10 protein-coding genes (1 of these 10 running past the window's edge) are annotated in these 13,586 nt (G+C 63.8%); 8 read left to right on the forward strand and 2 right to left on the reverse strand.

The window, feature by feature from the left end:
- Positions 1-46 precede the first annotated feature (46 nt).
- The 7 genes from ptsP to NKG95_RS18210 all read left to right on the forward strand — a co-directional run bounded on the left by ptsP (position 47) and on the right by NKG95_RS18210 (position 10,550).
- Entirely contained in the window at positions 47-2,317 is a 2,271-nt protein-coding gene (gene ptsP / locus NKG95_RS18180; protein WP_352483551.1) for a phosphoenolpyruvate--protein phosphotransferase, read from the forward strand.
- Between the two features lie 8 nt (positions 2,318-2,325).
- Positions 2,326-3,405, forward strand: a complete 1,080-nt coding sequence (gene prfA / locus NKG95_RS18185) for a peptide chain release factor 1 (protein ID WP_353041761.1) — start codon at positions 2,326-2,328, stop codon at positions 3,403-3,405.
- Complete coding sequence (gene prmC, locus NKG95_RS18190) at positions 3,398-4,276, forward strand: peptide chain release factor N(5)-glutamine methyltransferase (protein ID WP_353041763.1); 879 nt, start codon at positions 3,398-3,400, stop codon at positions 4,274-4,276. Before prfA ends, prmC begins: the two co-directional genes overlap by 8 nt.
- A 331-nt stretch (positions 4,277-4,607) precedes the next feature.
- Entirely contained in the window at positions 4,608-5,519 is a 912-nt protein-coding gene (locus tag NKG95_RS18195; RefSeq protein ID WP_353041765.1) for a DUF4167 domain-containing protein, read from the forward strand.
- 238 nt (positions 5,520-5,757) lie between these two features.
- Positions 5,758-8,364 (forward strand): ATP-dependent chaperone ClpB, encoded by a 2,607-nt coding sequence (gene clpB, locus NKG95_RS18200; protein WP_352593542.1) that lies wholly within the window; start codon positions 5,758-5,760, stop codon positions 8,362-8,364.
- A gap of 100 nt (positions 8,365-8,464) precedes the next feature.
- A complete protein-coding gene (locus tag NKG95_RS18205; protein ID WP_352643391.1) occupies positions 8,465-8,830 on the forward strand; it encodes an MmcQ/YjbR family DNA-binding protein in 366 nt (121 codons plus the stop codon).
- A gap of 235 nt (positions 8,831-9,065) precedes the next feature.
- Complete coding sequence (locus NKG95_RS18210; protein ID WP_352857467.1) at positions 9,066-10,550, forward strand: L,D-transpeptidase family protein; 1,485 nt, start codon at positions 9,066-9,068, stop codon at positions 10,548-10,550.
- A 20-nt stretch (positions 10,551-10,570) separates the two neighbouring features.
- Here NKG95_RS18210 and NKG95_RS18215 read toward each other — a convergent pair whose 3' ends face one another.
- On the reverse strand, positions 10,571-11,203 hold the full coding sequence (locus tag NKG95_RS18215; protein WP_352818562.1) for a TMEM175 family protein: 633 nt from the start codon (positions 11,201-11,203) through the stop codon (positions 10,571-10,573).
- 170 nt (positions 11,204-11,373) lie between these two features.
- Here NKG95_RS18215 and NKG95_RS18220 point away from each other — a divergent pair, with 170 nt between their 5' ends.
- Positions 11,374-12,933: an MFS transporter gene (locus NKG95_RS18220; RefSeq protein WP_353041767.1), complete on the forward strand. Its 1,560-nt coding sequence runs from the start codon at positions 11,374-11,376 to the stop codon at positions 12,931-12,933.
- 16 nt (positions 12,934-12,949) lie between these two features.
- On the opposite strand, the gene NKG95_RS18225 is transcribed toward NKG95_RS18220, so the two are convergent.
- Positions 12,950-13,586: the final stretch of a M23 family metallopeptidase gene (locus tag NKG95_RS18225; RefSeq protein ID WP_353041769.1), read on the reverse strand. It continues 1,322 nt past the right edge of the window; 637 of the gene's 1,959 nt are visible here — the last part of the coding sequence; its start codon lies off the right edge, out of view — the gene reads right to left on this strand; its stop codon occupies positions 12,950-12,952.

Below are 13,586 nucleotides of genomic sequence, written 5' to 3' on the forward strand. Positions count from 1 at the left end.
CAGGGCAACCTGCACCGGCTGAAATGCTATTGGAGAAGAAGCCGCGATGCGTGATTCGGCCAGTGGCCCGCGCGTTTTGCTGAAACGGCTCCGCGAGCTCATGCAAGAGCCGCTGGAGCCGCAGGAGCGGCTTGACCGGATCGTGCGCGACATCGCCTCCAACATGGTTGCCGAGGTCTGCTCGCTCTATGTGCTGCGCGCCGATTCGGTGCTCGAGCTCTACGCCACCGAAGGCCTGAACCCGAACGCCGTCCACCTGGCGCAGCTCAGGCTGGGTCAAGGCCTGGTCGGCACGATCGCGGCCTCGGCGCGGCCGCTCAACCTTTCCAATGCACAGGAGCATCCTGCCTTCGCCTACCTGCCGGAGACCGGGGAAGAAATCTACAATTCCTTCCTCGGCGTGCCGGTGCTGAGGGCAGGGCGGACGCTCGGCGTCCTGGTCGTGCAGAACAAGACCATGCGCCATTATCGAGACGACGAGGTCGAGGCGCTGGAAACGACGGCGATGGTGATCGCCGAGATGATCGCCACCGGCGATCTGGAGCGGCTGACGCGCCCCGGCCTCGAGCTCGATCTGCGTCGCCCGGTAAGCTTTACCGGCCTGTCCTTCAATGAAGGCGTCGGGCTCGGCCATGTGGTGCTGCACGAGCCGCGCATTGTCGTCACCAACCTGTTCAACGAGGACAGCGAGGAGGAGGTCAGGCGGCTCGACGCGTCCCTCGGCTCGCTCAGGCTCTCCATCGACGACATGCTGGAGCGCCGCGACGTCGCCTTCGAGGGCGAGCATCGCCAGGTGCTCGAAGCCTATCGCATGTTCGCCAACGATCGCGGCTGGGTACGCCGGCTGGAGGAGGCGATCCGCAACGGCCTGACGGCCGAAGCGGCGGTCGAAAAGGTGCAGAGCGACATGCGTGCCCGCATGCTGCATATGACCGATCCGTATCTGCGCGAACGGATGAGCGATTTCGACGATCTCGCCAATCGGTTGCTGCGGCAGCTTATGGGGCGCGGGCCTGAGGATGTCGCGGCTTCGCTGCCCAAGGACGCCATCATCGTCGCCCGCTCGATGGGTGCTGCCGAGCTGCTCGATTATCCCAGAGACAAGCTGCGCGGGCTGGTGCTGGAGGACGGCGCGGCGACCAGCCATGTCGTCATCGTGGCCCGTGCGATGGGCATACCGGTCGCCGGCCAGATGAAGGGCGCCGTTTCCATGGCGGAAAACGGCGATGCCATCATCGTCGACGGCGAGGAAGGCGCGATCCATCTGCGCCCACAGCCCGACCTCGAGGCGGCCTATGCCGAGAAAGTGCGCTTCAGGGCGCGGCGGCAGGAGGTCTACCGCGAGCTGCGCAAGAAGCCGTCGGTGACCAAGGACGGTGTCCAGGTCGATCTTCTGATGAATGCCGGGCTGGCGGTCGACCTGCCGCAACTGGCCGAAGCTGGCGCGGCCGGCATCGGCCTGTTCCGCACCGAGCTGCAATTCATGGTCGCCTCGACTTTTCCGCGCGCCGAAGCGCAGGAGCGGCTCTATCGCGACGTGCTCGAGGCGGCGCGCGGCAAGCCGGTGACGTTCCGCACCATCGATATCGGCGGCGACAAGGTGCTGCCCTATTTCAAGGGGTCGATCCAGGAGGAGAACCCGGCGCTCGGCTGGCGCGCCATCCGCCTGACGCTCGACCGGCCCGGCCTGCTGCGCACCCAGATCCGCGCACTGCTCAAGGCGTGCGGCGGGCGCGAACTGAAGCTGATGCTGCCAATGGTGACGGAACTCGGCGAGATCGTGCAGGCGCGCGAGATCATCGATCGCGAGGTGCGGCATTTGTCGCGCTTTGCCCATCATTTGCCGACCAGCCTCAAGGTGGGCGCGATGCTGGAGGTGCCGTCGCTGCTGTTCCAGCTCGACGAGTTGATGAAGGCGGTCGATTTCGTCTCGGTCGGCTCGAACGATCTGTTCCAGTTCGTCATGGCGGTGGATCGCGGCAACACCCAATTGTCCGACCGCTTCGACCCGCTCTCGACGCCGTTCCTGCGTGTTTTGAAGAAAATTGCCGACGCCGGAGCGCGCAACCATACGCCGGTGACCCTGTGCGGCGAACTTGCCGGCAAGCCGATTTCGGCGATGGCGCTGATCGGCCTTGGCTATCGCTCGATCTCGATGTCGCCGGCTTCGATCGGCCCGGTCAAGGCGATGCTGACGGAACTGCCGCTCAGCGAACTGGAAGCGTTCTTCGACGACAATCTGATGGCGCCGGCGCAAGGCCTGCCGATGCGGGCGCTGCTGCAAGCCTTTGCCGACGACCGCTCCATACCGCTATAGACTTCGCCATGATCAACCTGCCCCGCGACCGTATGGACCAAGTCGTCAAGCGTTTCGACATGCTCGAAGCGCAGATGTCGGCCGGGCCGGCGGCGGACGCCTATGTCAGGATGGCCTCCGAATATGCCGACATCCAGGAGATGGTGGCAAAGATCAGGGCGCTGCGCGCCGCGGAGCGCGAACAGGCCGATCTGGAGGCGATGCTCGCCGACAAGGGCACCGACGCCGAGATGCGGGCCTTGGCCGAGGCCGATCTGCCAGGGGTCAAGCATCGCATCGAGGCGCTGCAGCAGGACATCCAAATCCTGCTGTTGCCAAGGGATGCCGCCGACGAAAAGAACGCCATCCTCGAAATCCGCGCCGGCACCGGCGGTGACGAGGCGGCACTTTTCGCCGGCGACCTGTTTCGCATGTACGAGCGCTATGCCGCGGCGCATGGCTGGCGTTTCGAGACGGTGTCGGCCAGCGAGGGCGAGGTCGGCGGCTACAAGGAAATCATAGCCACCGTTTCGGGCAAGGGCGTCTTTGCGCATCTGAAATTCGAATCCGGCGTGCACCGCGTGCAGCGCGTGCCGACGACGGAGGCGGGCGGGCGCATCCATACCTCGGCGGCTACGGTCGCGGTGCTGCCGGAAGCGGAAGAGGTTGACATCGACATCAGGGCCGAAGACATCCGCATCGACACGATGCGCGCCTCGGGTTCCGGCGGCCAGCACGTCAACACCACCGATTCGGCCGTGCGCATCACCCATCTGCCGACCGGCATCATGGTGGTACAGGCGGAAAAGTCGCAACACCAGAACCGGGCGAAGGCCATGCAGATCCTGCGCGCCAGGCTCTACGACCTCGAGCGCAGCAAGGCGGACGAGGAGCGCTCCGAATCGCGCAAGTCGCAGGTCGGCTCGGGCGACCGCTCGGAACGCATCCGCACCTATAATTTTCCGCAAGGCCGCGTCACCGACCATCGCATCAACCTGACGCTCTATAAGCTCGACCGGGTGATGATGGGCGAGCTCGACGAGATCATCGACGCGCTGATCGCCGATCACCAGTCGAAGCTGCTCGCCGATATCGGTATCGATGGCTGACAGCCTGCCCGATACGCTGGCCTCACTGTTGCGGGAGGCGCGAAACCGTCTTGCCGCAGCCGGGGTTGCGGATCCGGCGCTCGATGCCAGGCTGATCGTCGAGCATTTTTCCGGCACGACCCGCACGCAAGCCATCGCCGATCCCGAGCGAACGGTCGATGCGGGCGTGACGGCAGCGATCGATGCCGCCCTGCGACGGCGCATCGCCGGCGAGCCGGTGCACCGCATCCTCGGCTACCGCGAATTCTACGGCTTGCGCCTGTCGCTTTCGCCGCAAACGCTGGAGCCGCGGCCGGATACCGAAACGCTGGTCGAGGCGGTGCTGCCCTTCGTCAAGGCAATGGCGGCACGCGAAGGCGGCTGCCGCATCCTCGATCTCGGGACCGGTACCGGTGCCATCGCGCTGGCGCTGCTCAGCGCCGTTCCAGCCGCGACCGCCACCGGCGTCGACATTTCGCAAGAGGCGCTGGCCACCGCCACGCGCAATGCCAGGGAAGTGGGGCTCGCCGGCCGGTTCACGGCGCTCAAATCCGACTGGTTTGAAAAAGTTTCTGGCCGGTACCATGTAATTGCCGCAAACCCTCCCTATATACCCTCAGACGACATTGGAAATCTGCAGGACGAGGTCCGCGGTTTCGATCCACGCCAGGCCCTTGATGGCGGTGTGGACGGTCTGAGCCCCTACAGGAAGATCGCCGCAGGAGCGGCAGCGTATTTGGAACTCCAAGGCAGGATTGCGGTCGAGATCGGCCATACGCAGCACCAACAGGTTACGGGGATATTCTCCGCGGCCGGGTACTGTCCGGTCGGGGTGTTTCGTGATCTCGGCGGAAACGACAGAGTTCTTGTGTTCGAACGGTGGAAGCCGTGATGCAGTGCGAAAAAAGCGCTTGGCAATACCGGGGAATGCGGCTAGGGTCGCCTTAACCGGATGAGACGAAGCAGGCAGTGCTCTTAGCGATTCGGTTTTCCTTGGAAATAGCTGCCTTCTTGCGCAAACGACGCCCAAGCTTCGTGCGGGAATCGTCCGGCAAGTGAAGTAACCGGAACAGGATGGCACGTGGCGCCAACGCAATTGATGCGGGCGAACGCCGGTGAAGGAACGAAACGGCTGGCCGCATGAGCGCCTCCGTTCGTGAAGAGTTTTTCGAAAATTTCAAAGTGAAGAGAGTCTAATGAGGCCACAACAGCAAAACAGGCGCATGCGCGGTCGCAACAACAATGGCGGCGGCGGCAACAACAATAACAACAACAACCGAAAGGGGCCGAATCCCCTGACGCGCAACTATGAGAGCAACGGTCCGGACGTGAAGATCCGCGGATCGGCTCAGCAGATTGCCGAGAAGTACGCAACCCTTGCCCGTGACGCGCAAAGCTCCGGCGACCGGGTGATGGCGGAAAACTATCTCCAGCATGCAGAGCACTATAACCGCATCATCGCAGCCGCTCAGGCGCAGATGCCGATCCAGAACGCCCAGCAGAATCGCGACGATTTCGACGATGACGGCGACGAGGATCGCGACGAGTTTGACAATGCCGGCAACAACAATGCCAACGAGGCATCGGGTTCGACGGTCAATCAAGGTGCCGGCCCGCAGCCGGTCATCGATGGCACGCCGGCCGAGCTGGCTCTGAACCAGGAAAACAGCCGCGACAACCGAGGCCGCGATAACCGTGACAATAACGGCCGCGACAACAATGGCGGACGCCAGCGCGACCGTCGCCCCAATGGCGGTTACGGCCAGCGCGGCGAGTATGGCTCGCGCGGCGAGCAGCAGGGTGGACAGCGCGTCGAACAGCCACGGCGCGACGAGGCGCCGGCGCAGGCGGAGCCCGTGCCTGCCGCTGAGCCGGTCTTTGTGAGCGAGCCCGCACCGCAATTCGAAAACTTTTCGCCGGCGGGTCTCGCCGCGCAGGCCGAGCTCAACGAAGCCGCTGCCGAAAACAGCCCCGCACGCCGCCCCAGGCGTCCGCGTCGCCCACGCCTCGATGTCGAGCAGGCAAATGGCGGCAACGACAACGCCGGCCCTGACAGTGCCGAGACTGGCAATGCCGATGCAGCGCCGGCTGAAGGCGCTGGCGGTCAACCTATTATTGCCGACGTCGAGAATTGATCGAAGAAACGTTCAGGCGATCTTAGCGCATCCTTTACCCTGGACGGCGGAGAGAAATCTCCGCCGTTTTTGTTTTGCGCGCTCGGAATATTATGCGTTCGCCAGTGTCGAGGCGTCTTGAGGGTCCGTGGTTTGCGTCCCATATCTTGCGTGAACAGGATCCGGCTCGAACGGGCGGGTCCGTCACCGCAATCTGATCCGGTGCCGCGAAGCGGGCCGGTGACGGAAGGAGACAGGCATGAATCTTGAAAAATATTCCGAGCGCGTGCGTGGCTTTATCCAGTCCGCGCAAACCATGGCGCTTTCCCGCAGCCACCAGCAATTCACCCCCGAGCATATCCTCAAGGTCCTTGTCGATGACGACGAGGGCCTGGCTGCGTCGCTGATCGAGCGCGCCGGCGGCAATGTCCGTGACGTCAAGCTCGGCGTCGAAACGGCACTGGAGGCAATGCCCAAGGTCGAGGGCGGCAATGGCCAGCTCTATTTGGCGCAGCCGCTGGCAAAGGTGTTCTCGACCGCCGAGGAACTGGCCAAGAAGGCCGGTGACAGCTTCGTTACCGTCGAACGGCTTCTGCAGGCGCTTGCCATGGAAAAGTCGGCCAAGACCGCCGACATCCTGTCCAAGGCCGGTGTCACGCCGCAGGCGCTGAACCAGGTCATCAACGACGTACGCAAAGGTCGCACCGCCGATTCGGCGAGCGCCGAGCAGGGCTACGACGCGCTGAAGAAATACGCGCGCGACCTGACGGCGGACGCCCGCGCGGGCAAGCTCGATCCGGTCATCGGTCGTGATGACGAAATTCGCCGCACCATCCAGGTGCTGTCGCGCCGCACCAAGAACAACCCGGTGCTGATCGGCGAACCCGGCGTCGGCAAAACGGCGATCGCCGAAGGGCTGGCGCTGCGCATCGTCAATGGCGATGTGCCGGAATCGCTCAAGGACAAGCAGCTGATGGCGCTCGACATGGGGTCGCTGATCGCCGGCGCCAAATACCGCGGCGAGTTCGAGGAGCGGCTGAAGGCGGTGCTTTCCGAAGTCACGTCTGCCGCCGGCGGCATCATCCTGTTCATCGACGAGATGCACACCCTGGTCGGCGCCGGCAAGGCGGATGGCGCCATGGATGCGTCGAACCTGCTGAAGCCGGCGCTGGCCCGCGGCGAACTGCACTGCGTCGGCGCCACCACGCTCGACGAATACCGCAAGCATGTCGAGAAGGATGCGGCCCTTGCCCGCCGCTTCCAGCCGGTCTTCGTCAATGAGCCGACGGTCGAAGACACCGTCTCGATCCTGCGCGGCCTGAAAGAGAAATACGAGCAGCACCACAAGGTGCGCATCTCGGATTCGGCGCTGGTCGCGGCCGCTACGCTGTCAAACCGCTACATCGCCGACCGCTTCTTGCCGGACAAGGCGATCGATCTCGTCGACGAGGCCGCCTCGCGGCTCAGGATGCAGGTCGATTCGAAGCCCGAGGCGCTGGACGAGATCGATCGCCGCATCATGCAGCTCAAGATCGAGCGCGAGGCGCTCAAGGTCGAGAAGGACGATGCCTCGAAGGACCGGCTCGCCCGGCTCGAGAAGGAACTCTCGAACCTCGAGGAGGAATCGACCGAGCTGACCTCGAAGTGGCAGGCCGAGAAGCAGAAGCTCGGGCTTGCCGCCGACCTCAAGAAGCAGCTCGACGAGGCGCGCAACGAACTTGCCATTGCCCAGCGCAAGGGCGAATTCCAGCGCGCCGGCGAACTTGCCTATGGCAAGATCCCGGAACTCGAAAAGCAGCTGAAGCAGGCCGAAGCCAGGGATGGCAAGGTCGGCATGGTCGAGGAAGTGGTCGGCCCCGATCACGTCGCTCATATCGTGTCGCGCTGGACGGGGATCCCGGTCGACAAGATGCTGGAAGGCGAACGCGACAAGCTGTTGCGCATGGAAGACGAGGTCGGCAAGCGCGTCGTCGGCCAGGGTGAGGCGGTGCAGGCGGTGTCGAAAGCGGTGCGCCGTGCGCGCGCCGGCCTGCAGGACCCGAACCGGCCGCTCGGCTCGTTCATGTTCCTCGGACCGACGGGCGTCGGCAAGACCGAATTGACCAAGGCACTGGCCAGCTTCCTGTTCGACGACGAGAGCGCCATGGTGCGCATCGACATGTCGGAGTTCATGGAGAAGCACTCGGTCGCCCGGCTGATCGGCGCGCCCCCAGGCTATGTCGGCTATGAGGAAGGCGGCGCGCTGACCGAAGCGATCCGGCGGCGGCCCTATCAGGTCGTGCTGTTCGACGAGATCGAGAAGGCGCATCCGGACGTGTTCAACGTGCTGCTGCAGGTGCTCGACGACGGCCGGCTGACCGACGGGCAGGGCCGTACGGTCGACTTCCGCAACACGCTGATCATCATGACGTCCAACCTCGGCGCCGAATATCTGGTCAATCTCGGCGAGGACCAGGATGTCGACGTGGTGCGCGACGAGGTGATGAATGTGGTCAGGGCTTCGTTCCGGCCGGAATTCCTCAACCGCATCGACGAGGTGATCCTGTTCCACCGGCTGCGCCGGCAGGATATGGGCCGCATCGTCGAAATCCAGCTCAAGCGGCTGGAAAACCTGCTTGTCGACCGCAAGATCGCGCTTTCGCTCGATCAGGAGGCGATCGACTGGCTGGCGGCCAAGGGTTACGACCCGGCCTATGGCGCGCGGCCGCTGAAGCGGGTAATGCAGAAGGAATTGCAGGATCCGCTGGCGGAAAAGATCCTGCTCGGCGAGATCCTCGACGGCTCGACCGTCAAGGTCACCGCCGGGTCCGACCGGCTGAACTTCCGCTCGAAGCCGGCGGTCGTGGCAACCGAGGCGGCCGCCTGACTTCAAGCCAAAGCCTGTTCCATCCCGATGGAATCGGGATGGGCTCCTCTCTTCTTTTTTGACCATGATCTCATGGTCTACCATCATTGGCGGGGCGCAGATGACGCTGGACGATTATAACAGCTTCTGCGCCTCGCTGCCTTCGACGACCCATGTCGTGCAGTGGGGCGGCGCCCATGTCTGGAAAGTCGGCGGCAAGGTGTTTGCAATCGGCGGCTGGAGTGAAGGCAAAGAGCCGTTCGTCACCTTCAAATGCTCCGATATCGCCTATGACGTGCTGAGGGAACAGCCGGGCCTTCGGCCGGCACCCTATCTCGCCTCGCGCGGCATGAAATGGATCCAGCGCCAGACAGGCGAAAGCATGGATGATGAGGCGTTGAAGGATTATCTACGCGAAAGCCACCGTCTCGTCGCGCTGAAGCTGACGAAGCAGGCGCGCAAGGAATTGGGACTTGCTGCCGGTTAATCGGTCAGAAATCCGCCATCTTCATGCCCGGTTCATATTGGAACCTTATCGTACGCAAGTGATTTGCTGGCGAAGGGGTTCGCGACCACATCGGCCCGAAATCGAGTTTGATTTTCGCAAAGCACGATGCGGAGATTTAAAGCGTTAGAGTGTCCTTAAGCCCCAAAAGGACGCGCGGCGCTCTTGAGAGACAATGCCGGCGGCGGCAGTTACGGACCGGAGAATTTTGGCCACCATGTTGCGCACCATCTTCACCCTTTCAGCGCTTGCTGCCGGGCTGCTGGCTTCGAATACGATGGCATCGCCGATAGTGGATACTGCGCCACGGGTGGGTCGTGCTGCCGATGACGGCGGCATTCTTGTCGCCCAGAACGGCAATCTCGACATCTATTACGACGCCAGGGGAAACCGCGTCATCGTCGATGCGGAGACCGGCAAGGTTATCGCCATCCAGCCGCCGCAGACCAGGCTCGATCGCCGTGCCTTGCGCCGCGAGCGCCTGCGCAATCTCGGACCGGTCGAAGACGACCGCTATTATCTTGACGACACGGAGGACACGGCGCGGTTCCGCCGCAGGCAATTGGAAGACGAAGGCAGGGTCATCGTGCCGCCGGCTGACGAGTACGACCCCTATGGCGACAATTCGGCAGAAGTCTTCCCCGAAGCGCCGCGGGATGACGGCGGCTATAACAACAATTTTCCGGAGGCAGCGCAGCCGGTGAAGCCGCGCACCATTGAGCGCCAGCCGCTCAATGAGGCTTCGATCGAGCCGGTCGAACCGACAGTGCCGGGCGAGCAGGCGGCCTTGCCGCCAAACACCGCCTTGCCGCCAAGCACTGGCGGCAAAACCGCGGTCGACCCGTCGTTATCGCTTGGCGCCCGCCAGGACGTGGCGGCGCTGCAGGTGCTGCTCGACCGTGCCGGTTCTTCGCCAGGCGTCATCGACGGACGCTTCGGCTCGAATGTCGACAAGGCGCTTGCCGCCTATAACGAGATCACCGGCAGCAATCTGAAATCGACCGACGCGATCGGCATCCAGGCCGCCCTGGCGCAATCCGGTGGCGATGCCTTCGCCTCCTATACGATCACGCCCGAGGATGCGGCCGGCCCCTATGTCGCCTCGATACCGGAGGACTACAGCCAAAAGGCCCAGCTCGACCGCATGGGCTACACGTCGGTGCCCGAGGCGCTGGCCGAGCGCTTCCATATGGATGAAAACTATCTAAAGTCGCTCAATCCGGACGCCAATTTCAGCCGCCCCGGCACCATCATCAAGGTCGCCAATTTCGGCAGGCTGGTGGCGACGCCGGTGGCGCGCATCATCGCCGACAAGGCCAACAAGCAGGTCCGCGCTTATGATGCGGCGGGCAAGCTGGTCGCGGCCTATCCGGCGACCATCGGCTCGTCGGACACGCCGTCGCCGTCCGGCACGCATACGGTGTCGCGTGTCGCATTGGACCCGAATTACACCTACAATCCGAACATCAATTTCAAGCAGGGCGAAAACGACCGGATCCTGACCATCCCGCCGGGGCCGAACGGCCCGGTCGGCTCGGTCTGGATTGCGCTGGACAAGCCGACCTACGGCATTCACGGCACCCCGGATCCGTCCAAGATCGGCAAGACCGAAAGCCATGGCTGCGTGCGGCTGACCAATTGGGACGCGCGCGAGCTGGCCAAGATCGTGTCGCCCGGCGTCACGGTGGAGTTCGTCGACTGAGTTGAGCGTTTTTGCTCCACTCACCCGATGATCTTGCGCAGCAATGGCGCGCGTAGCGCCGCCGCATAGATCAGCTGCACCACCAGGATGAAGCCGACGCTGAGCAGCGGGCTGACCAGGCAGAGTGCAGCGCCGATCGCCCACAGGATCTGCGCCTTGACGATGCGCAGATAGACCGTTCGGGTGGTCTCCGCGTCGACGCCTTCGGCAAGGAAGCCGTTTTTGTCCGCATAGCGCCAACTGGCGAGCAGCGTCAGGCCCAGCATCAAAAGATTGAGCCAGTAAACGAGCACGGCGGTTCTGAATTCGAGGAAGTCGGCCAAAAGATCGGTCGAGAATGGCAGCAAGGCGACGAACCCCAGGAAACAAAGGTTCAGCGTGGCAAGCCGCCTGTCGGACTTCGCGACCAGCCCGTGCTGCGCCTGCTGGCCGAACCAGAAGATGGTCAGCGTCAGGAAGCTGAGCGCATAGGTCAGAAAACGCGGCGCCAGTGCTGTGACCGCGGCGATCAACTCGTTTTCGGAATGCACCGTTTCATGCGCTGGCACCCTGATCTCGAGAACGATCAGGGTGAGCGCGATGGCGAACACGCCGTCGGTGATGCCGACGACGCGCCCCCGTCCTTCCGCCGAGGGTTCGAGCGGTCGTTTCATGCGGGTATTTTCCCCCTTGCCAGTCGCGCTGCAAGAAGCTTAGCACGGCATCGGCCGTTTGCACCCGCACTGGCGTGGTCCTGCCTGCATGGCCAGGTTCGGGCTGGTTTCAACGAGAACAGCCTGCTGGCCGGTTGTCGCTGGCCCCCCGGCGGTCTAGGTAAGGCAGCATGCACACGCCAACCAAAGTCGGTACCGGCGCCGTTCCCCTGACCGGCTCACTTCCGTCCGATACGTTTTGCCCGCAGGCGCAGCGGCGGTTCGTGCTGATCGCGGCGATCCTGGCTTCCGCACTCGGCTTTATCGACGGATCGGTCCTGGCTATTGCGACGCCGGCGATCCGCGTCGACCTCGGCGCCAGCCTCGCCGAGGCGCAATGGATTTCCAATGCCTATGCATTGACGCTTTCAGCCCTCATTCTCGTCGGCGGCGCCGCTGGCGATCGCTTCGGCCTGCGCCACTCCTTCGTCGCCGGCATCGTCCTGTTCATCGCCGCCTCGCTTGCCTGCGCGTTGGCGCCTAACCCGGCGGTGCTTATTGCGTTTCGGGCTATCCAGGGTGTTGGAGCGGCCGTCATGGTGCCGGGCAGCCTGGCCATTATCGCCAAAGCCTATCCGAAAAAGGAACGCGGCCGGGCGATCGGCATCTGGGCGGCGGCATCAGCGCTGACGATGGCGCTCGGTCCGGTGCTGGGCGGCTTCGTGCTGTCGGCCTTCGGCGACGGCATCTGGCGGGCGATCTTCGCCATCAACCTGCCGCTCGGTCTTATCTCGATCTATCTTCTGCTGGCCAAGGTTCCCGCCGACGCGCCGGCGGAAAAGCGCAGCCTCGATCTCGGCGGCGCAGCACTCGCCATATCGTCGTTCGGAGCGCTCGCTTACGGCCTGACCTCGATGAGCGGTGACGGGGAGGGGCTGATGTCCGGCCCGAGTATTGCCGCCGGCGCAGTTTTGCTCGTCGTGTTCATAGTCTTCGAACGCCGGCGGCGCGAGCCGATGATCGACCTATCGCTGTTTCGGATTGGGGCGTTTGCGGGCGCCAATGTGGCGACCTTCTTCCTTTATTTCGCGCTGTCGGCCAATCTGTTCTATCTGCCGATGCTCATGATCGCCGGATGGGGGCTGAGCACGGCCGAGGTCGGCTTCATCTTCCTGCCGCTGTCGGCATTGATCGCGCTGCTGTCCGGGCCGGTCGGCCAGTGGTCCGACCGCATCGGGCCTCGCTTTCCGATCGCCAGCGGCAGTCTGGTGGTGGCTGTTGCCTTTGCCGGGCTTGCCTTGCTGGCCTATTGGGGCATCCACAATTTCTGGTTGGGGGTGTTCCCGCTGATGGCGCTGATGGGGTTCGGCATGGCGCTGGTGGTGTCGCCGCTCTCGACCGCCATCATGACGGCGGTCGAGGACAAGGATACGGGTGCGGCCTCGGGCATCAACAACGCCGTCTCGCGCATCGGCGGCCTGATTGCCGTGGCGGCGATGGGATCGCTGGCGGCCTGGGTCTACGCTGCCGTGCTCGGCACCGGTGCCGGCATTCCGGGTTTCGGCGAACCGGCGCCCGCCGGCCTGGCGCCCGGTCTCGATGCGGCACGGCTTGCCGCCAGCGACGCGGCATTCGCGGCCGTTGCCGCAGTGACCGCGCTGCTTTGCCTGCTTTCGGCAATCACCGCCTGGATGACGGTTTCCGGCGAGCGGCTGCCATGGGCGCGCGACACGGCGAATCAGCAGGGCTGACGACGAAAACGTCGGCTCAGCCTTCGATCTTGGCGCTCGCTACCTTCAGCTGATTGCTGTCTTCCTGCTTGAGCAGGTCGTCGATGCGTTCGCGCTCGCGCTTGAAGGCGACGAGGTCGTCGCCCTTCAGCGTCTTGCCGACCGGCAGGCGGACGCGCATCGAATCGACCTTGGTGCCGTTGACGATCAGTTCGTAATGAAGATGCGGACCGGTGGAGAGGCCGGTTGAGCCGAGATAGCCGATAACCTGACCCTGGCGGACGCGAACACCCGGCTCGATGCCCTTGGCAAAGGCGCTCTGGTGATTGTAGGACGTCTCGTAACCATTGGCGTGCCGCAGGATGATCTGCTTGCCATAGCCGCCAGCCCAGCCGGCCTTTTCGACGACGCCGTTGCCCGCGGCAATAATCGGCGAGCCCACCGGAGCTGCCCAGTCGGTGCCGGTATGCATTTTCACATACCCCAAAATGGGGTGGCGCCTGGCACCGAACCCCGACGTAAACCTGCCATTGGGCAAGGGATTGCGAAGCAGAAACTGCTGGGCGCTGCTGCCGTTTTCGTCGAAATAGTCGGTGCTGCCGTCCTGCATCTGGAAACGGTAGAAATTTCGCGTCGTGCCGCCGAAAGTCGCGGAGACGTAAAGCAGCTCGGAT

The organism is Mesorhizobium sp. M1423, assembly GCF_040317575.1.
Classification (GTDB): Bacteria; Pseudomonadota; Alphaproteobacteria; order Rhizobiales; family Rhizobiaceae; genus Mesorhizobium.